Annotated in this window: 27 protein-coding genes; 15 read left to right on the top strand and 12 right to left on the bottom strand. The window is 63.6% G+C overall.

Going from position 1 to position 25,940, the window contains the following annotated elements:
• Window positions 1-20: 20 nt before the first annotated feature.
• Entirely contained in the window at window positions 21-1,595 is a 1,575-nt protein-coding gene (gene ubiB, locus NKH93_RS00740) for a 2-polyprenylphenol 6-hydroxylase (protein WP_352918286.1), read from the top strand.
• A 65-nt stretch (window positions 1,596-1,660) separates the two neighbouring features.
• Window positions 1,661-3,118, top strand: coding sequence for a bifunctional phosphopantothenoylcysteine decarboxylase/phosphopantothenate--cysteine ligase CoaBC (gene coaBC / locus NKH93_RS00745; RefSeq protein ID WP_352767729.1), 1,458 nt, complete (start codon window positions 1,661-1,663; stop codon window positions 3,116-3,118).
• Here the strand turns inward: coaBC and NKH93_RS00750 are convergent.
• The 4 genes from NKH93_RS00750 to rpsU form a co-directional block, all read right to left on the bottom strand.
• Entirely contained in the window at window positions 3,115-4,572 is a 1,458-nt protein-coding gene (locus NKH93_RS00750; protein WP_352918284.1) for an MFS transporter, read from the bottom strand. The two genes, coaBC and NKH93_RS00750, sit on opposite strands and share 4 nt — an antisense overlap.
• A 410-nt stretch (window positions 4,573-4,982) precedes the next feature.
• Window positions 4,983-5,456, bottom strand: a complete 474-nt coding sequence (locus NKH93_RS00755) for a DUF992 domain-containing protein (protein ID WP_352918282.1) — start codon at window positions 5,454-5,456, stop codon at window positions 4,983-4,985.
• A 136-nt stretch (window positions 5,457-5,592) separates the two neighbouring features.
• Window positions 5,593-6,438, bottom strand: a complete 846-nt coding sequence (locus NKH93_RS00760; protein ID WP_352469482.1) for a tetratricopeptide repeat protein — start codon at window positions 6,436-6,438, stop codon at window positions 5,593-5,595.
• Window positions 6,439-6,599: 161 nt separating this feature from the next.
• The gene (rpsU, locus tag NKH93_RS00765; protein ID WP_023675331.1) at window positions 6,600-6,872 is read right to left on the bottom strand and encodes a 30S ribosomal protein S21; all 273 of its coding nucleotides are present in this window, start codon (window positions 6,870-6,872) and stop codon (window positions 6,600-6,602) included.
• A gap of 207 nt (window positions 6,873-7,079) precedes the next feature.
• Between rpsU and NKH93_RS00770 the strand changes: the two genes are divergently transcribed.
• On the top strand, window positions 7,080-7,367 hold the full coding sequence (locus NKH93_RS00770) for a type II toxin-antitoxin system RelE/ParE family toxin (protein ID WP_352448269.1): 288 nt from the start codon (window positions 7,080-7,082) through the stop codon (window positions 7,365-7,367).
• A 1-nt stretch (window position 7,368) separates the two neighbouring features.
• Entirely contained in the window at window positions 7,369-7,659 is a 291-nt protein-coding gene (locus NKH93_RS00775) for an addiction module antidote protein (RefSeq protein WP_352448268.1), read from the top strand.
• Between the two features lie 134 nt (window positions 7,660-7,793).
• Here the strand turns inward: NKH93_RS00775 and NKH93_RS00780 are convergent, their stop codons facing one another.
• From NKH93_RS00780 to NKH93_RS00790, 3 genes are all read right to left on the bottom strand, one after another.
• A complete protein-coding gene (locus tag NKH93_RS00780; RefSeq protein WP_352454023.1) occupies window positions 7,794-8,180 on the bottom strand; it encodes an SET domain-containing protein in 387 nt (128 codons plus the stop codon).
• Between the two features lie 108 nt (window positions 8,181-8,288).
• The gene (locus NKH93_RS00785; protein WP_352814416.1) at window positions 8,289-9,047 is read right to left on the bottom strand and encodes an SDR family oxidoreductase; all 759 of its coding nucleotides are present in this window, start codon (window positions 9,045-9,047) and stop codon (window positions 8,289-8,291) included.
• 106 nt (window positions 9,048-9,153) lie between these two features.
• Window positions 9,154-9,522, bottom strand: a complete 369-nt coding sequence (locus NKH93_RS00790) for a DUF2568 domain-containing protein (RefSeq protein WP_352469484.1) — start codon at window positions 9,520-9,522, stop codon at window positions 9,154-9,156.
• 205 nt (window positions 9,523-9,727) lie between these two features.
• Here NKH93_RS00790 and NKH93_RS00795 point away from each other — a divergent pair, with 205 nt between their 5' ends.
• From NKH93_RS00795 to NKH93_RS00820, 6 genes are read left to right on the top strand one after another with little or no spacing between them, the layout of a single operon-like run.
• Window positions 9,728-10,981, top strand: coding sequence for a sarcosine oxidase subunit beta (locus NKH93_RS00795; RefSeq protein WP_352448264.1), 1,254 nt, complete (start codon window positions 9,728-9,730; stop codon window positions 10,979-10,981).
• Between the two features lie 8 nt (window positions 10,982-10,989).
• Window positions 10,990-11,400, top strand: a complete 411-nt coding sequence (locus NKH93_RS00800; RefSeq protein WP_352767718.1) for a hypothetical protein — start codon at window positions 10,990-10,992, stop codon at window positions 11,398-11,400.
• Window positions 11,400-11,696 (top strand): sarcosine oxidase subunit delta, encoded by a 297-nt coding sequence (locus NKH93_RS00805; protein WP_023675338.1) that lies wholly within the window; start codon window positions 11,400-11,402, stop codon window positions 11,694-11,696. Before NKH93_RS00800 ends, NKH93_RS00805 begins: the two co-directional genes overlap by 1 nt.
• Window positions 11,693-14,686, top strand: coding sequence for a sarcosine oxidase subunit alpha (locus NKH93_RS00810; protein ID WP_352918279.1), 2,994 nt, complete (start codon window positions 11,693-11,695; stop codon window positions 14,684-14,686). The genes NKH93_RS00805 and NKH93_RS00810 overlap by 4 nt, the downstream gene beginning before the upstream one ends.
• On the top strand, window positions 14,679-15,257 hold the full coding sequence (locus NKH93_RS00815) for a sarcosine oxidase subunit gamma (RefSeq protein WP_352918277.1): 579 nt from the start codon (window positions 14,679-14,681) through the stop codon (window positions 15,255-15,257). Before NKH93_RS00810 ends, NKH93_RS00815 begins: the two co-directional genes overlap by 8 nt.
• 53 nt (window positions 15,258-15,310) lie before the next feature.
• On the top strand, window positions 15,311-15,535 hold the full coding sequence (locus NKH93_RS00820) for a hypothetical protein (RefSeq protein ID WP_023675341.1): 225 nt from the start codon (window positions 15,311-15,313) through the stop codon (window positions 15,533-15,535).
• A gap of 101 nt (window positions 15,536-15,636) precedes the next feature.
• On the opposite strand, the gene NKH93_RS00825 is transcribed toward NKH93_RS00820, so the two are convergent.
• Complete coding sequence (locus tag NKH93_RS00825) at window positions 15,637-15,876, bottom strand: DUF680 domain-containing protein (RefSeq protein WP_352469490.1); 240 nt, start codon at window positions 15,874-15,876, stop codon at window positions 15,637-15,639.
• 177 nt (window positions 15,877-16,053) lie between these two features.
• Window positions 16,054-16,695 carry a TetR/AcrR family transcriptional regulator gene (locus NKH93_RS00830; RefSeq protein ID WP_352469491.1) on the bottom strand — a complete coding sequence of 214 codons (642 nt, stop codon included), beginning with the start codon at window positions 16,693-16,695 and terminating at the stop codon, window positions 16,054-16,056.
• A gap of 189 nt (window positions 16,696-16,884) precedes the next feature.
• Here NKH93_RS00830 and NKH93_RS00835 point away from each other — a divergent pair, with 189 nt between their 5' ends.
• A complete protein-coding gene (locus tag NKH93_RS00835; RefSeq protein WP_352469493.1) occupies window positions 16,885-17,586 on the top strand; it encodes a hypothetical protein in 702 nt (233 codons plus the stop codon).
• A gap of 41 nt (window positions 17,587-17,627) precedes the next feature.
• On the opposite strand, the gene NKH93_RS00840 is transcribed toward NKH93_RS00835, so the two are convergent.
• The 3 genes from NKH93_RS00840 to NKH93_RS00850 all read right to left on the bottom strand — a co-directional run bounded on the left by NKH93_RS00840 (window position 17,628) and on the right by NKH93_RS00850 (window position 20,311).
• On the bottom strand, window positions 17,628-18,122 hold the full coding sequence (locus tag NKH93_RS00840; protein WP_031211357.1) for a MaoC family dehydratase: 495 nt from the start codon (window positions 18,120-18,122) through the stop codon (window positions 17,628-17,630).
• Between the two features lie 39 nt (window positions 18,123-18,161).
• The gene (locus tag NKH93_RS00845; RefSeq protein ID WP_352918275.1) at window positions 18,162-18,977 is read right to left on the bottom strand and encodes an SDR family oxidoreductase; all 816 of its coding nucleotides are present in this window, start codon (window positions 18,975-18,977) and stop codon (window positions 18,162-18,164) included.
• A gap of 506 nt (window positions 18,978-19,483) precedes the next feature.
• Window positions 19,484-20,311: a MurR/RpiR family transcriptional regulator gene (locus NKH93_RS00850; protein WP_352469495.1), complete on the bottom strand. Its 828-nt coding sequence runs from the start codon at window positions 20,309-20,311 to the stop codon at window positions 19,484-19,486.
• 146 nt (window positions 20,312-20,457) lie between these two features.
• Here NKH93_RS00850 and NKH93_RS00855 point away from each other — a divergent pair, with 146 nt between their 5' ends.
• From NKH93_RS00855 to NKH93_RS00870, 4 genes are all read left to right on the top strand, one after another.
• Window positions 20,458-21,282, top strand: coding sequence for an N-formylglutamate amidohydrolase (locus tag NKH93_RS00855; RefSeq protein WP_352918273.1), 825 nt, complete (start codon window positions 20,458-20,460; stop codon window positions 21,280-21,282).
• A 22-nt stretch (window positions 21,283-21,304) separates the two neighbouring features.
• Entirely contained in the window at window positions 21,305-22,867 is a 1,563-nt protein-coding gene (locus NKH93_RS00860; RefSeq protein WP_352539379.1) for an amino acid permease, read from the top strand.
• 100 nt (window positions 22,868-22,967) lie between these two features.
• Window positions 22,968-24,338: a glutamine synthetase family protein gene (locus tag NKH93_RS00865; protein ID WP_352918271.1), complete on the top strand. Its 1,371-nt coding sequence runs from the start codon at window positions 22,968-22,970 to the stop codon at window positions 24,336-24,338.
• 180 nt (window positions 24,339-24,518) lie between these two features.
• Entirely contained in the window at window positions 24,519-25,907 is a 1,389-nt protein-coding gene (locus NKH93_RS00870; protein ID WP_352918269.1) for an aldehyde dehydrogenase family protein, read from the top strand.
• Window positions 25,908-25,940 lie beyond the last annotated feature (33 nt).

Below are 25,940 nucleotides of genomic sequence, written 5' to 3' on the forward strand. Positions count from 1 at the left end.
CCGGCAGGGCAAAGCCAGCCATGAGCAGCATCGGCGCTGGTTTCAGGCTCGTGCGGGCCGGCTGGGTGCTTGTGCGCGAGGGTGTCATCGCGGCTTTGCCCGGTGACGAGCTCTTCGGCTTGCCGAAATTCGGCTGGCGCATGGCCCGGCTGTTCACCCGCCGTCGGGCGCTTGCCTATGAGCGCGGCGACAGGCTGGCCAAGGCGGTCGTGCGGCTCGGCCCGTCCTACGTCAAGCTCGGCCAGTTCCTGGCGACACGGCCGGATGTCGTCGGCAACGATATCGCGCTTGATCTTGCCATGCTGCAGGACAAGATGCAGACGTTTCCCAAGGCCGAGGCTGTCGCCGCGATAGAGGCCTCGCTCGGACGCAGGGTCGACGAGCTCTATGTCAGTTTTGGCGAGGCCGTCGCCGCCGCCTCGATCGCCCAGGTCCATACCGCCGAAACGCTGCAGGACGGCGTCGTTAGGCGAGTGGCGGTGAAGGTCATCCGGCCGGGCGTGCGCCACCGCTTCTTTCGCGATCTCGAAAGCTATTTCCTCGCCGCCCGGCTGCAGGAAAAGTACATCCCGTCGTCGCGCCGGCTGCGGCCGGTCGAGGTGACGGAGACGCTGGCCCAGACTACCAAGATCGAAATGGATTTGAGGCTGGAGGCAGCGGCTTTTTCGGAGCTCGGCGAGAATACCAAGGACGATCCCGGCTTCCGTGTGCCGTCGGTCGACTGGGAGCGCACCGGTCGTGACGTGCTGACCATGGAGTGGGTCGACGGCATCAAGATGAACGATATTGCCGGCCTGACCGCCGCCGGCCACGACCTGAAGGCGATTGCCGCCAACCTCGTCCAGTCGTTTCTGCGCCATACGCTGCGTGACGGTTTCTTCCACGCCGACATGCACCCGGGCAACCTGTTTATAGAAGCCAATGGCACTATCGTCGCCGTCGATCTCGGCATTGCCGGCCGGCTCGGCAAAAAGGAGCGCCGCTTCCTCGCCGAAATTCTCTACGGCTTCATCACGCGCGATTACCAGCGCGTCGCCGAGGTGCATTTCGAGGCTGGCTATGTGCCGCGCCAGCACAATGTCGCGGCCTTCGCCCAGGCGATCCGGGCGATCGGCGAACCGATCCACGGCCAGCCTGCCGAGACCATCTCGATGGCCAAGCTGCTGACGCTGCTGTTCGAAGTGACCGACCTCTTCGACATGGCGACGCGGTCCGAGCTGGTGCTGCTGCAGAAGACCATGGTCGTCGTCGAAGGCGTCGCCCGCACGCTCGACCCGGCCTTCAACATGTGGAAGACGTCGGAGCCGGTGGTGAGCGGCTGGATTGCCCGCAACCTCGGCCCGCGCGCCCTGCTGGCCGATGCGCGCGACGGTGCCAACGCGCTGCTGGCGCTGGCCCGCCAGGCACCGGACCTCGCCGCCCGCACCGAGCGGCTGTCGCGTGAGATCGACCTGATGGCCGAACACGGCCTGCGTTTCGACGAAAGGACCGCACGCGCGATCGGCAAGGCCGAGGCGCGCTACACCCGCTCCGGCCGGCTGGCGCTGTGGGTGATCGCATTGACGCTCGTGTATATCGCCTGGCGTATTTTCTAGCGCTTGTTGCAAAGTGATTGCATTGCTATCATTGCACTCAGCAATTCCGGGCAAGGTGCAATCAGATGGCCAGCATCACGATCCGCAACCTTGATGACGAGGTCAAGGACCTGCTGCGCCGACTGGCGGCGGAGAATGGCCGGTCGATGGAAGACCAGGCGCGGGTGATGATCCGCGCAGCGGTCGAAGGTCAGTTCGGTTCGGCCGGTCGCATCGACCAGATCGAGAAAACACTGCGCGAACTGACGAGTTCGCAGAGTCCAGCAGCGCCGGTGGTCGCCGTCTCCAGCCCGCGAGGCATCCTCTCCGGCAAGCGCATCCTGCTGATCATCGGCGGCGGCATCGCCGCCTACAAGGCGCTCGACCTGATCCGCCGGCTGCGCGAGCGCGGCGCGGCAGTGCGGGTGGTGATGACCGCGGCGGCGCAGGAGTTCGTCACTACGCTGTCGGCCGGGGCGCTGTCGGCCGACCATGTTTTCACCGAATTGTTCGACCGGCAGGACGAGCACGACATCGGCCATATCAGGCTGTCGCGCGAGGCCGACCTTTTGGTCGTGGCGCCGGCCACCGCCGACCTGATGGCAAAGCTCGCCAATGGCCATGCCAACGACCTTGCCTCGACCGTGCTCATCGCCACCGACAAGCGAGTTTTGATGGCGCCGGCGATGAACCCGAAAATGTGGGCGCATCCGGCGGCCCGCCGCAACCGCGCGACGCTGAGCAAGGACGGCGTCGCATTCGTCGGCCCGGCGAAGGGCGAGATGGCCGAAAGCAACGAGGTGGGCGAGGGCCGCATGGCCGAGCCGCTGGAGATCGTCGCCGCGATCGAGGCGCTGCTCGACAGCCGGCCAAAGCCGCTGGCGGGCAGGAAGATCATTGTCACCTCCGGGCCGACGCATGAACCGATCGACCCGGTCCGCTACATCGCCAACCGGTCGTCGGGCAAGCAGGGCCACGCCATTGCGGCGGCGCTGGCCAGGCTCGGTGCCGACGTGCGTCTCGTCTCCGGCCCGGTCGGCATTGCCGATCCGGCCGGCGTCGCCACGCTGCACGTCGAAACGGCCGTCGAGATGAAGGACGCCGTCGAGCAGCTGCTGCCGGCCGACGCGGCAGTGTTCGTCGCGGCTGTCGCCGACTGGCGCACTCAAAGTTCGGCCGGGGAAAAGATCAAGAAGGTGGCGGGCGAGGGGCCACCGGCGCTGCAGATGGTGGAAAATCCCGATATTCTCGCCGGTGTCGGGCATCACAAAAAGCGGCCGATGCTGGTGGTCGGTTTCGCCGCCGAGACGCAGGACCTGGTCAGGAATGCCCAGGCCAAGCTTGCAAAAAAGGGCGCCGATCTTATCGTTGCCAATGATGTCTCGCATGAAGATGGTTCCCCGGGCGTGATGGGCGGCGACCGCAACAAGGTGCGGATCGTCTCGAAGGCCGGCGTCGAGGAATGGCCGGAGATGAGCAAGGACGAGGTGGCGACGCGGCTCGCGGCGCTGATCGCCGACCGGATGAAGACGGTCGTTGTCTAGTCAATCTCCCCCACGGAGATTGACAGCTTCGCCGGCTTCGTGTCGGTCGCCCCCGAAATCCGCAAGGCGGCAAGGCATCCCAGGATTCCGAGCGGGATAAACGCCAGGAACAGCCAGGCGGCGACACTTGCCGCGGCCTCACGGTTCAGGCCTTCGGAAAAGCCGCTGGCGTTGGCGACGATGCCGGTCAGTGCCGCACCCACGGCATAACCGATGCGCTGCATGGTCGGCACAGCGGCCGAGGCGATCGTCTGCTCGCCTTCCTTGGCCGATGCCACGATGACACGCGTGACGAACGGCCAGGCGATGCCGAAACCGCCGCCTTGCAGCAAGGCACAAAGCAGGATCAACGGGATAGAGCCGGCCGGCACCGTATAGGCGAAACCGGCGACGCCCGTGGCGATCATCAGCGCCCCGCCGACGATGATCAGCCGCTCGCGTTCCGGCGGCGCATTGGCGACGAGGATCGACAGGATCGACCAGGCGATCGATTCGGCGGCGATGATGTAGCCGGTGGTCAGGATCGGAATGCCGTGCAGGCTGGTCAGAAGCAGCGGACCGTAGACGGTAAAGGAGCAGGTCGCCACCGAGAACGCGGCGACCATGGTCATGCCCGCGCCAACCGGCGAGCGCCATGAGAACAGCCGCGACGGGAACAGGCGCGAGCGCGGCTTCAGTGCGTCGATGTAGATAAACAGCGCCAGGCCGACCAGGCCGAGGGTGAGCAGCAGCGACGAGCGCAGCAGGGCGATGTCGACGCCGGCGGTGGCAATCAGCACGACGCTGACGGCGAGGCAGCCAAGTGCCGCAAAGGGAAAGGGCGGCGCCGAGCCGCCCGTCGCCTGCGGCCTTGTTGCTTCCGGTGTGTCGAGCACGATGAAGCTTGCCAGCGCCATGGCCGTGCCTCCGAGGGTAAAGACGCCGAAGGCCCAGCGCCAGGACGAGAATTCGGTCATGACCGCGCCGAGCACGGGGCCGCTGAAGGCGGCGACGCCCCAGATCGCCGACATGACGCCGAAAAGCTGCGGCCAGATCGCGCGGGCAAACAGCCGCTCGACCGAGACGAAGGCGAGCGACACCAGCGCGCCGCCACCGAGCCCTTCGATCAGGCGGCCGCAGAGGAACAGCGGCATCGAAGGCGCGGTGGCGCAGACCAGCGCGCCGGCGGCATAGAGCATTGCGGCGACCATCATGTTGGTGCGCAGCGCGACATAGCTCACCAGCCGTCCGGCGGCCGCACCGGCAACGATGGCGCCGAGCTCGTAGATCGCCAGCGACCAGCCGACCAGTTGCACGCCGGCGAGTTCGCCGACCATGGCCGGCATGACCGTTGCCACCATGGTTTCGTTGGTGGCGTGCAGCAGGATGCCGAGGCTGATGAAGCAGAAGCGCGCCAGGTCGCCGCTCGCCCACAGCGCGCGCCAGTCGACCCTGTTTGTGCTTGTCTTGGTCATCCGGTCCCCCAGGCTTTCTCAGACGCTGGTCTGAAGTATTGGAGCGTTCTTCACGTCCAAATGAGTACATGCCGCAGTATGGGAGGACTTCTAGAACCTCAACCGTAGTTGAGATCAAGCGGTCTTGATCGCCGTTGACGTGGCGGATTTCAAAATTGTGCGATGGGGGACGATCACGAGGCGTTGAGATTCTGGTCAGACCGAAGACAAGCAATATTGGATCGCCGCAATCTTCGGTCACGGTAACGGCATGAACACAGTTGCCATGCCGTGATCTTCGAGCGCCCCAACTTTGAACATCAGGGCGGCCCGTCCTCTGCGGAGTGGGCCTGCCGGAATCTATGAGCCTTCGGCAGCTATTCGCAGGCCGACACCTACGCTCCCCGCCGCTCGGGAGCCATGCTGCGCCGTTATTTGAACGAGTGGATCAGGTCGAGCGAGGTGACGGCGACCGCCAGGTTGACGCCGGTCTGTGCCTGGACACTGAGCGGCTGCAGCGAAAAGGCGCTGTCGAGGCCGCCGACCAGGAGATTGGCGCCGCCACCGGTGACCACGCTGGCCTCGGCGTTCACGCCATAGTAGCTGCCGGCAAGGTCGCCTTCATCGTGGTTGCGGGTCGCCGCCAGAACCGCCCATACCAGCTGGCCCTGATGCGTCCGGCCGACATCGACGCCGAGCTTGGAAATCACACCGGTATAGACTTCAGAGGGGCCGCCACGATGCGGACGAAAGATACAGGAAACACCCTTGTTGGAAGTGACGAGATAGGCCGTGCCGCCGTCGATGGTGCAGTCGAGCACGCCGAGCTGGAGTTTGCTGGCGCTGGCGGGAGCGGCAACGACGGTCGTGGCGAGAGCAGCGGCACAAGCGAGTTTCTTGATCATGGCAGGGTCCTTTCGAAATTGCCTTGTACAAACGGCTGAGCACGCCGAGCGTTCCGCCGAAAACTTGGCGCCAGCAAGGCGAAGCTAAACGCAGGGTTGTCGGAGTGCGGAAACGGAGGCCCGATTAACCGGCCGCTCAGCCGGCACTGGTGCGGGCCAGGCCGTCCTTGGCCGGCTGGTAGGTCGGATTGAGGTGCACGGCCTCGCGGTAGGATTTCGCGGCCCTGACCTTGTCGCCGCGCCGCTCGTAGATCAACGCCTGGTTGGACCAGGCCTCAGCATTCTTGCCGTCGAGCTTGATCGCCATGTTGAAGTCGGCGAAGGCATTGTCCTCGTCGTTCATGGCAAGGTAGGAGAGGCCGCGCCCGTTGTAAGGCTCGGAGGCGTCCGGCGCCAACGAAATGGCGGTCGAGAAATCCTCGATGGCAAAGGCGTGCTGGCCCTGACTCTGGTAGATCAGGCCGCGATTGTGATAGGCGCGCGCATCGGTCGTGTCGAGCTGGATGGCTTTCTGGAAATCGTTGAAGGCTTCCTGGACCCGGCCCGCCCTGCGGTAGAGATTGCCGCGGCCGATATAGGCGGCGTCATAGTTGGAATTGATCTGGATCGAGCGATTGTAGTCGGCGAGCGCGCTCGCCTGATCGCCGAGGAAGCGCTGGATGAGCGCACGGTTCGAATAGGCCTGGTAAAAATTCGGATTGAGCTGGATGGCGGTGTTGAAGTCCTTCAGCGCCGCCTGGTACTGGCCGCCGCGGCCATAGGCCGAGCCGCGCACATTGTAGGCTTCCGGATCCTGGGGGTTGCGCTGGATCACCGCCGACAGCGAGGAGATGTTCTCGCTCGAGCCTTGCGCCTTGTCGATGTTGTTGAACTCGCCGGTCGGAACACTCTGGCAGCTGGCAAGCGCCATCCCGGAAAGCAGGGCTGCCGTCAGGGCGAGGCCGCGCCACGCGGTTCTGCGCTCTACGGTGATTGCGTCCATGTCTGCCCTGTCCTTACTGCGCCGTCTGGTCCGTTCCCCCTCCGAACCGGCATCTCTCCCAACCGGTCCTCTCGGACCGGGTCGAACTCACAACAAAAAGGTGGCGGCGATTCCGCATCGCGCCACCTTGGATATCCTTGGAAAAGGACGAAAAATTGACGTCAGAACCGCGGCGGACGCGGAGCACCGGCACCGGCAGCACCGGCCGCGACCGGACGCGGCGTCATCGGCAGCAGGCCTTCGCGCTGGGCGCGCTTGCGGGCCAGCTTGCGGGCACGGCGCACGGCTTCCGCCTTTTCACGGGCGCGCTTCTCGGAGGGCTTTTCGTAATGTCCGCGCATCTTCATTTCGCGGAAGATGCCTTCGCGCTGCATCTTTTTCTTGAGCGCGCGAAGCGCCTGATCAACATTGTTGTCGCGGACGAGTACCTGCACGTGCAATCCTGTCTTTCGGGTTTGAAATCAACAGGCAAGCGGCCATAGCCGCAAGCCTCCGCGGCGCGTTACACCACGAATTGGGGCGGCTGATAGCAGAATCAAGGGGCTCTGTCCACAGCCGATTGAGAGGCGGTGCCGTCCGGGCGGGCACGACAGTCCCACATGGCGGCTTGATTTTTTCAATCTGTGAACTATAGTTCACGAGTGACCATCGTTGAGCAAACCGCCGAGTTCCGGGACTGGCTCAAGGGTCTAAACGATATGCGGGCGGCCGAGCGGATTGCGATCCGCGTGGCACGTATCCAGTCCGGACTGATGGGAGACGTGAAGTTCTTCGATGGCATCGGCGAGCTTCGGATAGACTACGGTCCCGGTTACCGACTGTACTTCGTCAAGCGCGGCAGCGCGCTCGTTATCCTGCTCTGCGGCGGCGACAAGTCCTCGCAGAAGCGCGATATCAGGAAGGCCATTGAAATGGCCAAGGAGATCTGAAATGCCCCACGAGACCTTGCCTTTTGATCCTGCCGAACATCTCGGCCGCGCGGAGGCCCAGGCCGAACTTCTTGCCGACGCCTTTGCCACGGGCGATACCGGCTATATCGCGAATGCTCTCGGCATAGTTGCCCGCGCGCGTGGCATGTCCAAGGTGGCGAAAGATGCCGGCGTCACCCGGGAGGCCCTGTACAAGGCACTGAGCCCCGATGGCGACCCGCGCCTCTCGACATTGCTTGGCGTGGTGAAGGCCTTAGGGGTGAAACTCACCGCCGAAAAGACCGAAGCTTGAGGCCGCCGAATCCCGAAACGAAAAACCCGCCTCAGAGACGGGTCCTTGGTGTGAATCAGCATCATACCGATATTAGTAGCATAGCTGCCGGCACAAAGCAAGAACAAAATTCGCCTTGGGCCAGATAGGCGCCGCTACGCCGTGGCCAGGTGGAGCTGCTCGAAACCCTCGAAGAACTCGCCGTAGTCGCAGGTTATTTCCTCGCCGGCGGCGATGTCGCGGGTCGCGGTGGCCCCGCCATATTGCGAAAAGTCGGTGTTCGGCTTGTCGGCGTGGTTCATGAAGCGGCCATTGTCGACCTCATAGACCATGAAGCCCGGCCGGTCCGGACTGGGATAGGCATATCTGTCGAGCAATTCCTTGAGGTGCGGCGGCGCCGTCTCGTATCTTTCCATCGGGATCAGCCGGTCGAAGTCCGGATCGAGCCGCCAGATCTGCGCCCCTTTCCGGATCGGCTCGGCGGCGAACACGCCGACGCCTTCGATTGCGCTTGCAGCGATATAGGTCCTGATCAGCAGCATGTTTCCAACCCGTTTTCGAGGAGAAGACGGAATCGTCAAATCGCCGGGAAAAGCAAGACCGGTTTTCCGGCATTGCGGCTGGCGGGCCGACGCCAACCGCGAAACGCTTCACGTGCGGGTGATCGAGACACCGCCGTCGGCGAACAGTGCCGTGCCGGTGGTGAAGCTCGATGCATCGGAAGCCAGGTAAAGCGCCGAGCGGGCGATCTCCTCTGGCTCGGCGACGCGCTTCAAGGCATGCAGGTTTTCGACGAACGCCCGCGATTCAGGTGTGTTGAATGTCGCCGAAGGCGTGTCGGTGCCGCCCGGCAGCAGCGCGTTGACCCGGACGCCCTTGGCGCCAAATTCGGCGGCCAGCACCTGCGTCAATCCGATCAGTCCGGCCTTGCTCGCGGCATAGCTGGTCATGCCGGGCATGCCGACCGTGTAGCCGACGAAGGTTGAGGTGAAGATCAACGAGCCGCCGCCGCGTTCGACCATCGCCGGCACCTGGTATTTCGCGCCGAGAAAGGCGCTGGTCAGATTGGTATCGAGCGTCTCGCGCCAGCCCTCCAGCGACAGCTCAGAGACCGGCCCCATCCTGCCGACCGAGCCGGCATTGTTGAAGGCGATGTCGAGCCCGCCGAATTTCTCGACCGCCAGGTCGACCAGGACTTTCGCGTAGGCCTCGTCGCGGACGTCGCCGGCAAGCGCAATGGCGGTGCCCTCGGCGTCTTCGATTTCGGCAACCAGCGCATCGAGTTCCGCCTGGCGGCGGGCCGCGACGACCACCTTGGCGCCTTCCTCGGCAAAGAGCTTTGCCGTGGCGCGGCCGATGCCGGAACTGGCGCCAGTGACGATGGCGACCTTGTTGGCGAGTGCGAACATTTTCTGCATCCTTTTTTGGCGCCGGTTCTGGCCGGCAATTGGATGCTTGGTCGCAAATCGGGGCGGTGCGGACCACCCGATACCTGCGAGGTGGTGTCGGCCTGGACTATTGCCTAAGCAGCCAGCCGAGCCGATCGAGCGAAAATGCGTAGCTGACGGCGATCAGAAGGGCGACGGCAATGCCGGCTGTCGTGTAACCGGCCAGGTGGAATCCGGCAGCGCCGCCGAACAGGACGGCGAGTTCGAGCACCAGCCGCAAACCGCCCGGCACCGGAACCGGCGCCCGCCCCGACCGGCTCGGATCGTTCGGCACCGCGAACGTACCCCAGAGCGCGGCGGCAACGAACGGCAATGCCGCGGCAAGGGTCCAGCGCCACATGCCCGCTGAGAGGCTCCAGCCCGCCATGCCGAGGCCGAGCAAAGCGGCGAGTTCCAGCATGAAGCGCAATGTCAGATTCCACCAGACGTTAGCCACCGCCATAATCCTCCGATCGCCAGGCGACGGATAGTGATGGATGGCAATTGCATCAACCAGCCCGCATGCGGCTTTTTCACCACGGCGCAAAACGGCAAGCGCCGTCGCAAACAGTGCAAGGCTGGCAGCGCCGTTTCGCTAGTGATACAGCTCGCGCGCCGGCGTTCGAGTGAATGCCCGGCCGTCATTTGCGAGGCCTGCGACGTTGAAGAAATACTCGGTATTCGCCATCGCCCGCGAGGCCATGCGCGGTCACAAGGGCTGGGAGGAACAATGGTCCTCACCGGAGCCGAAGAAGGAGTACGACGTCATCATCGTCGGCGCCGGTGGCCACGGCCTGGCCACCGCCTATTATCTCGCCACCGTGCACGGCGTCACCAACGTCGCGGTATTGGAAAAAGGCTGGCTCGGCGGCGGCAATACCGGCCGCAACACCACCATCATCCGTTCCAATTATCTCTATGACGAAAGCGCCGGCATCTACGACCATGCGCTGAAGCTGTGGGACGGGCTCAGCCAGGAACTCAACTACAACGTCATGTATTCGCCGCGCGGCGTCATGATGCTCGCCCACAACATCCACGACATCCAGGTGCTGAAGCGGCACGTCCACGCCAACCGGCTGAACGGCATCGACAATGAATGGCTGACGCCGGAGCAGGCCAAGGAATTCTGCCCGCCGCTCAACATTTCGCGCAATGCGCGCTATCCGGTGATGGGCGCCTCCCTGCAGCGCCGTGGCGGCACGGCGCGCCACGATGCCGTCGCCTGGGGCTATGCGCGCGGCGCCTCGGCGCGCGGCGTCCACATCATCCAGAATTGCGAGGTCACCGGCGTCAAACGGGCGCCGAACGGCGCGGTCACCGGCGTCGAGACGACGCGCGGCTTCATCGGCGCCAGGAAGGTCGGCGTGGTTGCCGCCGGGCACTCATCGGTGATCATGAACATGGCCGGCGTGCGCATGCCGCTGGAAAGCTATCCGCTGCAGGCGCTGGTGTCGGAGCCGGTCAAGCCGGTGGTGCCTTGCGTGGTGATGTCGAACACCGTGCATGCCTATATCTCGCAGTCCGACAAGGGCGAGCTGGTCATCGGCGCCGGCACCGACCAATATGTCTCCTATTCGCAGACCGGCGGCCTGCACATTTTGCAGCATACGCTGGACGCCATCTGCGAGATGTTCCCGATCTTCACGCGCATGAAGATGCTGCGCTCATGGGGCGGCATCGTCGACGTGACGCCTGACCGTTCGCCGATCCTGGCCAAGACGCCGGTGCCCGGCCTGTATGTCAATTGCGGCTGGGGCACGGGCGGTTTCAAGGCGACGCCGGGTTCGGGCCATGTCTTTGCCCATACGATCGCCAGGGACGATCCGCACCCGATCAACGCGCCCTTCACCATCGAGCGCTTCCGCACCGGCCGCCTCATCGACGAGGCGGCGGCGGCGGCGGTGGCGCACTGAAGGCCGCAATGACGCGCAAGACTCACACCATGCTTTTCGGATTGGCCCTCGTGGGCGCCACGGTGCTCTTCATGCTGTTAGTGGTCAGGGAGATTTTGGTTCGAATAGTCGGGTATGAGGCCAACGGGGTCGATCCCGTCATGTTGGCCATGTTTGTAATTGTGGGCGTACCTACTTTTTTCTGCGTATGGGCGTTTGCCATACCGAAAATACTCGAAAACGCGTTTCTGGATATCGGTTCCCGAAGAACCTTCTCTGGACCACGAACGCAGGCTGATGTCGATCGAGCCAAAGTGAATTTGCGGGCGGTAGGATTGCTCGTCGAAGACCGCCCTGCCGAAGAAAATGTTGTGACCAATCGTGGCAGACATGACGGCTCTGCACATGATGGGTCGACTAAATCCAAGAAAGTCGATTGATGCTTCTCATCCGCTGCCCCTATTGCGAGGAAGAGCGTCCGGAGCTCGAATTCCGCAACGCCGGCGAGGCGCATATCGCGCGTTCCCCAAACATCGCCAGCGAGAGCGACGACGATTTTGAAAAGTTCTTTTTCATCCGCTCAAACCCCAAGGGGATCATCTATGAGCGCTGGCGGCACATGCATGGCTGCGCGCGGTTCTTCAACGCCGTGCGCGACACCGTCAGCGACAGGTTCCTGATGACCTACAAGGCCGGCGAGCCGAAGCCCGTAAAGCTGCCGGGAGCCGCCAAATGAGCGCCACGTTCCGCATTGCCGGCGCCGGGCGGCTCAAACAGGCAAAGATAGCTGGCTTCAGCTTCGACGGCCGCCCCTATACCGGCATCGAGGGCGATACGTTGGCCTCGGCGCTGCTTGCAAACGGCGTCCATCTCGTCGGCCGCTCGTTCAAGTACCACCGGCCGCGCGGCTTGCTGTCGGCCGGCGCCGAAGAGCCGAACGCGCTGGTCGAGATCAAGCGCGACGCGGCACGCAAGACGCCGAACGTGCGTGCCACGGTGCAGGAGCTCTATGACGGATTGACCGCACAGTCGCAGAACCGCTGGCCGTCGCTCGCTTTCGACGTCGGTGCCGTCAGCAGTATTGCCTCGCCGATGCTTTCGGCCGGCTTCTACTACAAGACCTTCATGTGGCCGAAGGCTGCGTGGAAAAACCTCTACGAACCCAAGATCCGCGCCGCCGCCGGTCTTGGCGTCGCTCCTGACCAGCCGGATCCCGACCACTATTCGGCGCGCTTCGCCCATTGCGAGGTGCTGGTGCTTGGCGGCGGTGCCGCGGGCATCGCCGCGGCATTGGCCGCGGCCGAGACCGGCGCGCGCGTCATCCTTGCCGACGAGCAGGCGGAATTCGGCGGCAGCCTGCGCTTCGAGAGCGGCGCGAAGATCGAAGGCCAGGACGGTTTTTCCTGGGCGCAATCGGCTCTCGCCAAGTTGAGCGCGATGGACAATGTCCGCGTGCTGCCGCGTACCACGGCCTTCGGCTATTACGCGCAGAATTTCGTCGGGCTGGTCGAGCGCGTCAGCGACCATCTGCAGAACCCCGGCCGCGACCTGCCGCGCGAGCGGCTGTGGCAGGTTCGCGCTAAACGCGTGGTACTGGCGACCGGCGCCATCGAGCGCCACATGGTGTTTGCCGACAACGACCGGCCGGGCATCATGCTGGCGTCGGCGGCGCGCACCTATCTCAACCATTACGGCGTCGCCGTCGGCAGGAATATCGGCGTCTATACGGCGAACGATTCCGCCTATGCGGCGGCGATCGACCTGAAAAAGGCCGGCATCAACGTGGCGGCGATCGTCGACCTGCGCGACAACCCGACCGGGCCGGCGATCGACGAGGCGAGGGCGCTCGGCATCGAGGTCAATTTCGGCCGCGCGGTGATCCGCGCCGGCGGCAAATTGCGGGTGTCGTCGATGACCGTGCAGCCGAAGAATGGCGGCGGCGAGCGCACCATCCCGGTTGACGCGATTCTGATGTCGGCCGGCTGGACGCCATCGGTGCATCTGTTCTCGCAATCGCGCGGCAAGGTCGCCTTCAATGACGAGACCAAGCGCTTCGTGCCCGGAATTTATGCGCAGGACTGCGTCTCGGTCGGCGCCTGCAACGGTACCGACGGGCTGTCGGCGACGATCGACGAGGCCTATGCAGCGGGCGCCAAGGCGGCCAAGGACGCCGGCAGCAGGCCGGCCAAGGGCTCCAAGCCGAAGGTCGACGCCGGCGAGAGCTGGTCGCGCGGCATGCTGGGTGCAGCACCCGGTGCCGGATCGGATACGACGGTCAAGGCCTTTGTCGACTTCCAGAACGACGTCACCGCCAAGGACATCCGCCAGGCAGTGCATGAGGGCATGCGCTCGATCGAGCACGTCAAGCGCTTCACCACCAATGGCATGGCGACCGACCAGGGCAAGACCTCCAACATGCACGGCCTGGCGATTGCCGCCGAGACGTTGGGCAAGCCGATCCCGCAGGTCGGGCTGACGACGTTCCGCGCGCCCTATACGCCGGTGACATTCGGCTCGATCGTCGGCCACGCGCGGGGTCCCCTGTTCGACCCGACCCGCAAGACGGCGATCCATCCCTGGGCCGAGCGCCAGGGCGCTGTATTCGAGGATGTCGGCCAGTGGAAGCGCGCCTGGTATTTCCCGAAGCCGGGCGAGGACATACATGCCGCCGTCGACCGCGAATGCGTGACGGTGCGCAAGACGGCCGGCCTGTTTGACGCCTCGACGCTGGGCAAGATCGAGGTGGTCGGGCCGGATGCGGCCAAATTCATGGAACTGCTCTACACCAATCCATGGGAGAAGCTCGAGCCCGGCCGCTGCCGGTACGGCATCATGCTGCGCGAGGACGGCTTCATCTATGACGACGGTGTCGTCGGCAGGCTTGCACCCGACCGTTTCCATGTGACGACGACGACCGGCGGCGCGCCGCGGGTCATGAACCATATGGAAGACTATCTCCAGACCGAGTTCCCGCATCTCAACGTCTGGCTGACCTCGATCACCGAGCAGTGGGCGGTGATTGCCGTGCAGGGACCGAAGTCTCGCGACATCATTGCGCCGCTGGTCGAGGGCATCGACATGTCGGATGAGGCGCTGCCGCATATGTCGGTGCGCGAAGGCAGGATCTGCGGCGTGCCGACAAGGCTGTTTCGCATGTCGTTCAGCGGTGAACGCGGCTTCGAGGTCAACGTGCCGGCCGATTATGGCGAGGCGGTCTGGGAAGCGCTATGGGCCGAGGGCCAGAAGCACGGAGCCTGTGCCTACGGCACCGAGTCGATGCATGTGCTGCGCGCCGAAAAGGGCTACATCATCGTCGGCCAGGATACCGACGGGACGGTGACGCCGAACGATGCCGGGCTCGACTGGGCCGTCGGCAAGAAGAAGACCGATTTCGTCGGCATTCGCGGCATGGCGCGGCCGGACCTGGTTGCCAAGGGCCGCAAGCAGCTTGTCGGCCTGAAGACGAGGGATCCCAAGGTGGTGCTGGAGGAGGGCGCGCAGATCGTTGCGGACCCGAAGCAGGCAATCCCGATGAAGATGATTGGCCATGTCACCTCGAGCTATTGGTCGCAAAATTGCGGCCGCTCGATCGCGCTGGGGCTGGTCGCCGGCGGCCGCGATCGCACGGGCGAGACGCTCTATGTGCCGATGCCGGACGGGGTGATCGAGGTGGAGGTCACCGGCATGGTGTTCTTCGACGAGAAGGGGGAGCGCCTCAATGGCTAAAGCCGCTTTGAAAACCGACGCCGCCGGACCCTCAGTCGAACGCCGTCCAGCTCTCGCCGGCCAGTCGCTTTCCGCCGCCGGCGTTACACTTGCCGTGCTGCCGCAGGCCGAGCGCATATCGCTGCGCGCGCCGGAAGCCTCGATTGCGGCACTTTCGAAAGCGCTCGGCGTCGTCCTGCCGCAAAGGCCGAAAACCTCGGCGGCAAAGGCCGGACGCACGGCCTTGTGGCTCGGGCCGGACGAATGGCTGGTCATCGACGAGAGCGGAAAAGATCCGCTCGCCGACTGCGCCAGCATTTCCGTACTGCATTCGGCGGTCGGCATCTCGCACCGCAACGTCGCCATATCGGTTACCGGTCCGGCTGCCGCGGCGACGATCAATGCCGGCTGCCCGCAGGATCTGTCGCTCGACGTCTTTCCGGTCGGGGCGGCGTCGCATACCATTCTCGGCAAGGTCGAAATCGTGCTGTTGCGCACGGCGGCCGACGCGTTCCGCGTCGAATGCTGGCGTTCCTTTTCCGATTATGTCTTTACTTTTCTGTCGGAGGCGGCGCGCGACGCGGCAGCATAGGCATGTTCGCCGCGCCCGCCCGTTCTGCGACGGCGAGCCGAGGGAGAACGCAAATGCCGCCGAACTCCGCGCCGAAGTCGCCGGTCAAGACGCCGGCCGTGCGCTCTTTCGAAGACGAGCAGCGCACTGGGACGGATATCGAAGAGGAACTCGAGGAAGGCCTCGAGGATACATTCCCGGCCAGCGATCCGGTGTCGATCACCGGAACGGCCATTCCCGGCGCACCGGCAAGACCCGGCAAGCCCAAAAGCGTGGTGGGACAGAAGCGCAAGAAGTGATCTGCGCGGGGTGACAAAAAGCAGGGCTGAGGCAGCACGATGGGCGGCCGGTAATTGCTGCCGCCCTTTCGGTTCATCACCGCGTGTTGTCGCCCGTCGGCTCAGAAGCTGCTTGGCACGATCCACGGGTCGATGCCGATGCCGAGCCTCGGGCCCTTGCTGCCGGCCTTGTGGGCCGCGGCGTCCGCCTTTTCAAGCGATCCGGTCGGCGCGCAATCGAGCTTCACATCAGCCTTGGTGTCGATGCAGGCCGCTTCTTGCTTGCCTGTCTGACTGCTGCCGGCAAATGCGGCGCTAGAGAGCGCCAGCAGGGCGGCGAGCGTGAGGATTGCCTTCTTCATCGTCGGTCTCCGGTTCAGCTATTGAATTTCTCGTACTTGTACGGTATTGCGTACAGATACGCCCTGGACTCCCGATGTTCAAGCAGAATCGTACGCGTACGGAGAATTGCCGAACGCTCGGCGCTGTGGCGCGGATCGTTCGGAGAAGATCCTGCAGATCGGGAGGAGCGCCGCTCTTCAGCAGTTGACGGGCGGCGTGAGCGGCGCAATCTCGTGCGCGGCGATGGCTTCGAGCATGATGTCGCCGATCCGTGTGATGAACGTCGTCTGGTCGCCGAACGGGTAGAACGGGAAGGTGATCAGCAGCGAGATGGCGCCGTGGCCGACCGCCCACAGCATGGTGGCGATGGCGCGTGGATCGCCTTTGAGCCTGCCGGCGGCAACGCAGGCTTCGACCCTCTCGATCAGCACTTTCATCGCCGGGTTGCCGCCTTCCATCTCGGCAAAGGTCTTGCCGGTCGGCGGCTTGACTTTTTCGGTCATGAAGACGGTGCGGTACTCGTTGGGATTTTCCAGCCCGAAGGCGGCGTATTCGACAAGCACCGCCTTGAGCGCCTCGATCGGGTCGTCGGCCGTATGATTTGCGATGCGCCTGGCCAGGGTCTCGAAGGCATCCTCGGCCAGCGCGAACAGGATGTCCTGCTTGTCGGCGAAATAGGAATAGACCGACATCGGCGCATAGCCGACGCGCTTGGCGAGCTTGCGGATGGTGAGGCCGTCATAGCCTTCTTCCTGGACAAGCTTGTGCGCGGCGTCGACAAGTTCGGAACGCAGTTCGGCCTTTTGTTTTTCGCGGCGCTCCTGGACGCTTAGCTGCAACTTTCTACTGCCTTATGACTGATGCTGGATGCAGCATATATACGCTGTACGGCGTCGGGCAAGGGCGGTGTGAAGCAGAGGCTTGACCTCACAAAACGATGTAACCAGGCAATAAAGCCGGCAACATCGGACTGTTACAGACAAAGACTAATTCGCGGCTCTGCAAAAATTTCGTTTCGGGAGGCCGTTATGACCGGAACTGAGCTTTCGTCCGGCGTGCCGGACGTGGACCCGCTTTCTCATCGCGCCAGGATGGCGCTCAGGCGCGTCGTCATGGTCGCATGGCTGGCGATCGCGCTCGGCTTCGCCATGGAAGCTCTCATTCTGACCGTCAGATTTGCGGCAGGTGCCTACCCGGCGACGACGCAGGTTCTGATCGAACTGGCGCAAGGCGTGACCTGGTCGTTCTTCGTCTGCGCCGGCGTCAGCCTCGGCACGGCGCTCACCAAGGTGCGAGCCTCGCTCGGTGGCCTGATCGGTGCGATTTCGGCGCCACTGGCGATGGGCATCGCCAAAGGGACGCAAAAGGTTATGGTCAGCGCGCTGGACGCGGCGGCAAAGCCGGCCATCCTGTCGCTCACGACGCTCGGTGTGCTGCGGGCGATCGAATACGGGCTGCTCGGCTGGGCACTGGCGTCGCTGGCATCGAAGGAAGAACCGCGTCCGCTCCATTTCGCGCTGGCAGGCGCCCTGATAGGCGCGGTATTCGGCGGCGGCATCACGGTGCTGACCATCGAGACGGCCGCGGCGAACGACGCTGCTCTCGCAATGCCGCAGGCGATCGCAACCGGCCTCAACGAGATCGTGTTCCCTATCGGTTGTTCACTGGTCGTCTACATTGCGCTGCAGGTCAGTCGCCACATGAAGTACGTCGCGGCCGAAGCCAAATAGATTTGGCACAGATAGATTCGGGCTTCTCAGCCCGACGAGAGTCAGACCGCTTCCGGCTGGCGTTCGATCAGCGTCAGCGTCAGCCAGCGCGCGGTCAGCGCCGGTTTCTTCGAGCCCTCGATCTCGATCGTCACGTCGTGCGCCGTCTGCACCCACCCCGACGGCCTGACCTTGACGTCGGCCAGCACGAAACGGGTGCGGATGCGCGAGCCGGTCTTCACCGGCGCCAGGAAGCGCAGCGAATCGAAGCCATGATTGACGCCCATCTTGCTGTTTTCCAGCGGCGGCATGGTTTCGAAGGTCATCGCCGACAACAGCGAAAGCGACAGGAAGCCATGCGCGATGGTGCCGCCGAACGGCGTTTCGCGGCTGGCGCGTTCCGGATCGCAATGGATGAACTGATGGTCGTCGGTGGCATCGGCGAACTGGTCGATCATGCGCTGGGTGACGACCCGCCATGGCGACACGCCGACTTCCTTGCCGACGTTGGCCAGAAGCACATCGAGACTGATCGGTTCCACGCTGATGTCCTCCATCTTCACCCCCGGCATTTCACTCGCCGGATGGCGTGCGTCTCATTCCTTGAACAATGTCAGCCCGTGTTGCACCGACTGCCCGCCATCGATCGGCAGGATGGCGCCGGTGACATAGCTGCCGGCCCGGCTGCACAAATAGAGCGTTGCGCCAGCAATGTCATCCGGTGCGCCGATGCGGCCGATCGGAACGTGGTTGCCGATATGTCTTGCCTGGTCTTCGGTGCCGGTGGCGAAGGCCGTCATCCGGCTCTGGAAAGGGCCAGGCGCAAAGGCGTTGACGGTGATGCGGCGGGCGGCGAACTCGATCGCCAGGATGCGCGTCAGGTGGTGAACCGCGGCCTTCGAGGCCGAGTAGGAGTAGGCATCTTCGGCCAACGGCTGCGTGCCCATCACCGATCCGAGGTTGATCACCCGGGCCGGGTCGGCATCGCTGGCGGCGGCGTCGAGCAGAGGCAGCAATTCGCGCGTCAGGTGGAAAACCGCGGTGACGTTGACGCCGAACACCTTGGCCCAGGCATGGTAGGGAAAGCTTTCCAGCGGCGCGCCCCAGGAGATGCCGGCATTGTTGACCAGGATATGCAGCCGCTCGGTCCGCGCCCTGACCTCGGCCACAAGCGCCGCAATGCCGGCCTCGCTGGAGACGTCGCCGGCAAAACCTTCCGCCCGGCCGGATGCGCCAAGTCCGTTCAACTCGCCGGCAACCTTGGCGCAGTCCTCGCCCTTGCGCGAGGCAATCATCACCGAGGCGCCGGCCATGACCAGAGCGGTCGCCGCCATGCGGCCGATGCCGGTCGCGGCGCCGGTGACCAGCGCCGTCTTGCCGGCGACTGAGAACAGCTCGTCCAGATAGCTCATCGAATTCCTCCGCGCAGTTCACCGCGCTTTGGTTCAAGGAAGCGGCTTCACGTCGACAAGGTTAGCCGAACTTCGATCATGCTTGCCATGGGTAAAGTAGCTGGAGTGGGGCACGCTTAGCGGCTGAATGGTTAAGCCCGAAATGCAAGGTGGTCATTCGGCCGTGACATGGGTCGGATGAATGATGCGGCCGTGCCCGTTAGCGAGCACCTTGGTAAGCGGTTCATTTCGCACGTGAACCAGTCGTCATTACTCCTCCGCCCAAGCCGCAGGCGGGTCTTGGGGAGTTGGGAGGTGGCCGAGCAGTGGGGCGGGACTGATATTCGCAGTCGTGGACGGGGACTATGCTGTCGGGGGGAAAGCCATGGGTAAGAAACAACGCACCGTCCTGCTGGCAGCGGTGGTTGCGACTGTCTTTGGCGTCCTTTTGCTGATCCTGATCCTGCAGATGATCAGTTTTCTAGTGGACTAGACCGAAGCGAAAGGCGTGCCTTTCCGGAGGAGCTCTACCGCAGGCTTTCCAGTTCGCGGATGCGTTTGGCGCCGTCGGCTTCGAGCTGCCTTGTGACCGCGCCGATCAGGGCTTCGGCAACGACGAAAAGCGCGGCGGATGAGTCCCAGGCCGAAGGCACGGCGGTGCGCCCGGCGATGACATGGCGGGCGAAGCGGGCGATCGGCGACAGCCACTGGTCGGTAAACAGCACGATCTGCACGCCGCGCTGGTTGGCCGTCTCGGCGAAACGGACCAAGCTGTCCTGGTAGCGCCTGATGTCGAAGATCACCAGCACGTCGCGCTTGCCCATGTCGATCAGTCGGTCGCGCCAGACGCTTTCCTGCCCGCCGAGGTGAAAAACGTTGGGCTGGATGATGGCGAGGTGGGCGGCCATGTAGCGCGCCAGCGGGTCGGTGAAGCGGCCGCCGATCAGGAATGTCTTGCCGCGCCGGTCGGCTAGCTTGGCGACGATGTCGGCAAGCTGTTTGTCCGAGAGATGCCGGAATGTCTCGCGCATGTTGTCGAGGGTCGCCTCCAGCATCGGCGACACGGCGCTGCTGCCCTGCGAGGGGGGATTGAGCGTGCGCGAAGCCGGCGACTGCAATTGTGCCGCCAGCTCGTCTTGCAGCGCCGACTGGAATTCCGGATAGTTCTGGAAGCCGAGCCGGGCGACGAAACGCAGGATCGTCGGCGATGATACGCCGGCCGTAGCCGAGAATTCGGCGACTGTCTTCAGCCCGATCAGCGGATAGCTGGCGATCAGCGCTTGCGCTGCGCGCCGCTCGCCGGCCGGCATGGTGCCGATACGGTCGGAGATCAGTTCGGCAATGCTCGAAACCATGCTTTTTCCCCACCCTGGCCGTGCCGTTAGCGCATTATCGAAATCGCGTTTGACAAAGCCGGCCAAACTGTATGAAATCATCCGCAGGGACGCAATGAGGCAAAATACGTAACATACGATACAGCGCTCCCCGGGGACAGCAGACAATGGAGACAGCACGGCCCGCCAGCCTTGCATCGCCTGAAACCGTAAGGGTGACGAACCCCGGCGGATCAAGCCCTTTCGTGCTGACCTGCGACCACGCCTCCAATTTCCTTCCACCGGAATTTGGAACGCTCGGCCTTGCCGCCGAGGAACTTTCCCGCCACATCGCCTGGGATCCCGGCGCCTTGCCGGTGGCGCGCCGCATGGCCGAGGCGCTCGATGCGACGCTGGTCGAGACCTGCATCTCGCGGCTCATCATCGACTGCAACCGCCCGCTCGACGCGCCGGACCTGATAGTGACGGTCAGCGCCAGCGAAAAAACCGTGGTCCCGGCCAACCAGGGACTTTCGGCCGACCAGCGGGAGGCGCGCATCGCGCTGGCGTGGCGACCGTTTCACGAGCGGATCGCAACGGTCATCGACGAGCGCCTGGCGGCCGGGCGGGAGACCAGGCTGGTCTCGATCCATTCCTTCACGCCGCTCTACAAAGGCAAAAGCCGGCCCTGGCACATCGGCATCATCCACGACGAGGATCGCCGGCTGGCGGCGCCGCTGATCGCGACACTGAAGCGGCTTGCCGGCGTCAGCGTCGGCGTCAACGAACCCTATTCGCCGGCCGACCGGGTCTATTTCACGCTGGAACGCCATGCGCGCTCGCGCGGGCTGGCCTGCGCAATGATTGAAATCCGCAACGACGAGATCGCCGGCGCAGCCGGGCAGCGGAAATGGGCGGATCTGCTCGCAGGTATTTTTCTCAATCTGGAGCCCGAAGCGGCCAAGGCCTCCAGACCAAGCGCAGTCGGAAAGTCAGTTCAATCGGCCAGCTAAGAAACCAAAAGGGGACTTTAAAATGGTAGCACCGGGTTACAGCGAAGTTGACAAGAAGGAGGACCTGAAAGTTCTCCACGGAATGGGCTATGCTCAGGAACTGTCGCGAAGCATGAGCCGCTTCTCGAATTTCGCGATCTCGTTCTCGATCATCTGCATCCTCTCAGGCGGCATCAATTCCTTCGCGCAGGCGACGTCGTCCATCGGTGGCGCCGGCGCTGGCATCGGCTGGATCGTCGGGTGCATGGTTTCGGGATTTTTCGCGCTCGCCATGGCCCAGATCGCCTCTGCATTTCCGACCGCCGGCGGCCTCTATCACTGGGCATCCATCCTAGGGAACCGTTTCACTGGCTGGCTCACCGCATGGCTCAATCTGCTCGGCCTGATCACCGTGCTCGGCGCCATCAACATCGGTACTGCTTTCTTCTTCGTTGGAACGTTCGGGAGCTGGTTCGGCATTACCGGTACTCCGGGCGAGATTGTCGGATTTGTCGCCGTCATCACCGCGATCCAGGCGCTCTGTAATCACTTCGGCATCAAGCTGACCGCCATGCTGACTGACGCTTCCGGCTTCCTGATCCTTGGCGCAACAGCTGTGCTGATCATTGCCTGCCTAGTGTTTGCGCCCGCAATCGACATCACGCGGCTGTGGACCTTCACCAACTATTCGGGTGATGCCGGCGGCGGTGTCTTCCCACAGTCGGATTCCATGAGCTACCTGTTCCTGCTCTGCCTGCTGCTGCCGGTCTACACCATCACCGGATATGATGCGTCGGCGCATACTTCGGAAGAAACGCTGAAGGCAGCGCATTCCGTTCCGCGGGCGATCATTTCGTCCGTGCTCTGGTCGTCGCTGATCGGCTGGGCGATGGTCTGCGCGATCGTTCTGGCAATTCCGGACCTGGCGGCAGGCGCCAAGCAGGGTTGGAGCGTATTCTTCTCGACAATGGATGCAATCCTACCGGGCTGGCTGAAAGAACTTCTCTATCTGGCAATCCTGATCTCGCAGTTCCTCTGCGGCCTCGCCACGGTGACCTCGGCCTCGCGCATGCTGTTTGCGTTCTCTCGCGACGGCGGCATGCCGGTCGGTTCGGCCGGGCTCGCCAAAGTCAGCCCAACCTGGCGCACGCCGGTCAATGCCATCTGGACCGCTGCGATCCTCGAGATCATCTATGTCTTTCTTGCCCAGTTCATTTCGATCGGCGGCACCAACATCTACACCATCGTCGTCAATTCGACGCTGGTGTTCCTGTTCCTGTCCTTCACCATTCCGATCGCGCTCGGCATGACGGCTTTCGGAACGGCGAAATGGCCGAATCCCGGCCCATGGAATCTCGGCGCCGGCCTGTTCAAGCTGTTTTGCATCCTGTCGATCATCGGCATGGCGATCATCTTCTACATCGCCATCCAGCCGCCGAACGACAAGGTGCTCTATATCACCCTGGGCTTCATCGTGCTGACCGCGGTGCTTTGGTTCGGTTTCGAGAACCGCCGCTTCCAGGGTCCGCCCATCGGCGACCAGATCGCGAAGCGCCAGGCGGCGATCAAGGCAGCCGAGATAGCTGTCGGCGAGGCCGGCGCCTGACGCTCTCTGATGAGCATGGCCGGCATCGTGCCGGCCATGGGTTTCCGTTTCCTTTTCAAAGTGACAAGCCCGAAACGACAAGCGCTGGAGTGCCAAAGGAATGGCCGGAAATTTCTCGTTCGATCAGTTGAAGCAAGCGGTCTCCGGCGGCGAGGTCGACACGGTGCTGGCCTGCATCGTCGACATGCAGGGGCGGCTCGCGGGAAAGCGGTTCCTGGCCCGCTATTTCGTCGATTCCGCGCATGACGAGACGCATGGCTGCAACTATCTCTTGGCCGCAGACATCGATATGGAACCGGTGCCCGGCTACAAGGCGGCGAGCTGGTCGAAGGGTTATGGCGATTTCGTCATGAAGCCGGACCTTGCGACGCTGCGGCGCGTTCCGTGGCTGGAGAAGACGGCGCTGGTGATCTGCGACGTGCTCGACCACCATACCCATGATGACCTGGCGCATTCGCCGCGCGCCATGCTGAAGAAGCAGGTCAAGCGGCTGCAGGATCGCGGCTATATCGGCTATTTCGCTTCCGAGCTCGAATTCTATCTGTTCAGCGAAACCTACGATTCCGCCCGCAAGAAGCACTGGCAGGGCCTCGAGACGGCATCGCCCTATATCGGCGACTACCAGATCGGCATCACCACCAAGGAAGAAGGCGTCATGCGCCGGCTGCGCAACGAGATGGAGGCGGCCGGCATCCCGATCGAGAATTCGAAGGGCGAGTGGGGGCCAGGCCAGGAAGAGATTAATGTCCGCTACGCCGAGGCGCTCGACATGGCCGACCGCCACGTCATCCTGAAGAACGGCGCCAAGGAAATCGCCGAGTCCGAAGGCAAGGCGATCTCGTTCATGGCCAAGTACAATTACGGGCTCGCCGGCAATTCCAGCCACATCCATAATTCGCTGTGGAGCGCCGACGGCAAGACGCCGTTGTTCTACGACAAAAATGCCGAGTGGACGCTGTCGGCGCTCGGCCAGCAATGGGCGGCCGGGCAGCTCAAATATGCCAAGGAATTCACCTGGTTCCTGGCGCCCTACATCAACTCCTACAAGCGCTTCCAGGCCGGCACCTTTGCGCCGACCAAGATCATGTGGAGCGAGGACAACCGCACCGCCGGTTTCCGTCTTTGCGGCGAGGGCACCAAGGGCATCCGCATGGAATGCCGCATCGGCGGCGCCGATTTGAACCCCTATCTGGCTTTCGCCGCGCTGATCGCGGCCGGGCTTGCCGGCATCGATGAAAAGCTTGAACTGCAGAAGCCCTTCGTCGGTGATGCCTACCAGGCCTCGCAGCTGCCTGAAATTCCAAAGACATTGCGCGACGCCACCGCGACGCTGGCGGAATCGAAAATGCTGAGGCAGGCGCTCGGCGACGATGTGCTGGAACATTACGTCCACACGGCACACTGGGAACAGTTCGAGTACGACCGCCGGATTACGGACTGGGAACTGCACAGGGGGTTCGAGCGGTATTGAATAATCTGGCAACGTTGGCGCCGCTCCTCACCCTCAGCCTCTCCCGTGAAGAACGGGGGAGAGGGGGCCCGGCGCTGAGCTTGTCCCTTCTCCCCGTCAGTATACGGGAAAAGGTGCCGGCAGGCGGATGAGGGGCGGCGCTAACCAACGACATTATTGTAGAATGCGAGGACCCAAGGCATGACCGAAACGGTCAAGATAAAATCCCCCGTCGACGGTTCGATCTATGCCGAACGGCCTCTTGCCACCGACCAGGCGATCGGTGCCGCGGTCGAACGTGCCAAGGCGGCGCAGGAGAAGTGGGCTGAGACGCCGGTCATCGAGCGCGGCAAATACATGCTTGCCATGCTGGAAGCGCTGGTCGCCATGACCGACGAGATCGTGCCGGAGATCGCCTGGCAGATGGGCCGGCCGGTGCGCTATGGCGGCGAGTTCGGCGGCGTCAGGGAACGCGTCAGCTACATGGTCGAGATCGCCGAGGCGGCCCTGAAGCCGGTCATGGCCTCCAATCCGAAGGACGGCTTTCGCCGCTATGTGAAGAAGGTGCCACTCGGCGTGGTCATGGTGATCGCGCCGTGGAACTATCCCTATCTCACCGCCGTCAACACCATCGTGCCGGCGCTGATGGCGGGCAGCGCTGTCATCCTCAAGCATGCGGCACAGACATTGTTGGTCGGCGAGCGGTTTCAGCAGGCGTTTGATAAGGCCGGCCTGCCCAAGGGCCTGTTCCAGAACCTCGTCCTGAACCACGCGCAGACCGAAAGGCTGCTCGGCTCCGGCAAGATCGACCATGTCAACTTCACCGGCTCGGTCGCCGGCGGCCGCGCCATCGAGAAGGCGGTGGCGGGCACCTTCATGACGCTCGGCCTCGAACTCGGCGGCAAGGATCCGGCCTATGTGCTGCCGGACGCAAAGATGGACCATGCCGTTGCCAATCTGGTCGACGGCGCTTTCTACAATTCCGGCCAGTGCTGCTGCGGCATCGAGCGCGTCTATGTGCATGAGACGGTCTACGATGAATTCGTCGAGGGCTTCATTGCCGAGACCAGGAACTACGTCGTCGGCAATCCGCTCGACCAGGCGACCACCATGGGGCCGATGGCGCAGGCGCGCTTCGCCGACCTGATCCGCGAGCAGAAGGCCGAGGCGTTGCGCAAGGGCGCCAGGGCGCACATCGATATGAAGGTGGCCAACGACAGGCAAGGTTCGCCCTATCTGGCGCCGGAAGTGCTGACCCAGGTCGACCACCAGATGAGCGTCATGCGCGAGGAAAGCTTTGGCCCGATCGTCGGCATCATGAAGGTGCGCAACGACGAGGAGGCGATCGCGCTGATGAACGACAGCCCCTATGGGCTGACGGCCTCGATCTGGACGCGCGACATTGAGCATGCGGCGGCGATCGGCGATCGTGTCGAGACCGGCACCGTGTTCATGAACCGCTGCGACTATCTCGACCCGGCGCTGGTCTGGACCGGCGTCAAGGACACCGGCAAGGGCGCGGCACTGTCGGCCATCGGCTACGATAATCTGACCAGGCCGAAATCATACCATCTGCGCGAGGTGATCTAAGGTGGCGATCGACAGGCATGCGATCGCTGTTGA

Source organism: Mesorhizobium sp. M0954, assembly GCF_040319155.1.
GTDB lineage: Bacteria > Pseudomonadota > Alphaproteobacteria > Rhizobiales > Rhizobiaceae > Mesorhizobium.

Excerpts from the sequence above, each read along its gene's own strand:
- NKH93_RS00810 (WP_352918279.1), top strand. The coding sequence starts at position 11,693 with ATGAGCGCCACGTTCCGCATTGCCGGCGCCGGGCGGCTCAAACAGGCA.
- NKH93_RS00760 (WP_352469482.1), bottom strand. The coding sequence starts at position 6,438 with ATGGACGCAATCACCGTAGAGCGCAGAACCGCGTGGCGCGGCCTCGCC.
- NKH93_RS00815 (WP_352918277.1), top strand. The coding sequence starts at position 14,679 with ATGGCTAAAGCCGCTTTGAAAACCGACGCCGCCGGACCCTCAGTCGAA.
- NKH93_RS00835 (WP_352469493.1), top strand. The coding sequence starts at position 16,885 with ATGACCGGAACTGAGCTTTCGTCCGGCGTGCCGGACGTGGACCCGCTT.
- NKH93_RS00840 (WP_031211357.1), bottom strand. The coding sequence starts at position 18,122 with ATGGAGGACATCAGCGTGGAACCGATCAGTCTCGATGTGCTTCTGGCC.
- NKH93_RS00870 (WP_352918269.1), top strand. The coding sequence starts at position 24,519 with ATGACCGAAACGGTCAAGATAAAATCCCCCGTCGACGGTTCGATCTAT.
- coaBC (WP_352767729.1), top strand. The coding sequence starts at position 1,661 with ATGGCCAGCATCACGATCCGCAACCTTGATGACGAGGTCAAGGACCTG.
- NKH93_RS00755 (WP_352918282.1), bottom strand. The coding sequence starts at position 5,456 with ATGATCAAGAAACTCGCTTGTGCCGCTGCTCTCGCCACGACCGTCGTT.
- NKH93_RS00860 (WP_352539379.1), top strand. The coding sequence starts at position 21,305 with ATGGTAGCACCGGGTTACAGCGAAGTTGACAAGAAGGAGGACCTGAAA.
- NKH93_RS00785 (WP_352814416.1), bottom strand. The coding sequence starts at position 9,047 with ATGTTCGCACTCGCCAACAAGGTCGCCATCGTCACTGGCGCCAGTTCC.
- NKH93_RS00820 (WP_023675341.1), top strand. The coding sequence starts at position 15,311 with ATGCCGCCGAACTCCGCGCCGAAGTCGCCGGTCAAGACGCCGGCCGTG.
- NKH93_RS00805 (WP_023675338.1), top strand. The coding sequence starts at position 11,400 with ATGCTTCTCATCCGCTGCCCCTATTGCGAGGAAGAGCGTCCGGAGCTC.
- NKH93_RS00850 (WP_352469495.1), bottom strand. The coding sequence starts at position 20,311 with ATGGTTTCGAGCATTGCCGAACTGATCTCCGACCGTATCGGCACCATG.
- NKH93_RS00780 (WP_352454023.1), bottom strand. The coding sequence starts at position 8,180 with ATGCTGCTGATCAGGACCTATATCGCTGCAAGCGCAATCGAAGGCGTC.
- NKH93_RS00845 (WP_352918275.1), bottom strand. The coding sequence starts at position 18,977 with ATGAGCTATCTGGACGAGCTGTTCTCAGTCGCCGGCAAGACGGCGCTG.
- NKH93_RS00855 (WP_352918273.1), top strand. The coding sequence starts at position 20,458 with ATGGAGACAGCACGGCCCGCCAGCCTTGCATCGCCTGAAACCGTAAGG.
- ubiB (WP_352918286.1), top strand. The coding sequence starts at position 21 with ATGAGCAGCATCGGCGCTGGTTTCAGGCTCGTGCGGGCCGGCTGGGTG.
- NKH93_RS00865 (WP_352918271.1), top strand. The coding sequence starts at position 22,968 with ATGGCCGGAAATTTCTCGTTCGATCAGTTGAAGCAAGCGGTCTCCGGC.
- NKH93_RS00800 (WP_352767718.1), top strand. The coding sequence starts at position 10,990 with ATGACGCGCAAGACTCACACCATGCTTTTCGGATTGGCCCTCGTGGGC.
- NKH93_RS00775 (WP_352448268.1), top strand. The coding sequence starts at position 7,369 with ATGCCCCACGAGACCTTGCCTTTTGATCCTGCCGAACATCTCGGCCGC.
- NKH93_RS00825 (WP_352469490.1), bottom strand. The coding sequence starts at position 15,876 with ATGAAGAAGGCAATCCTCACGCTCGCCGCCCTGCTGGCGCTCTCTAGC.
- NKH93_RS00750 (WP_352918284.1), bottom strand. The coding sequence starts at position 4,572 with ATGACCAAGACAAGCACAAACAGGGTCGACTGGCGCGCGCTGTGGGCG.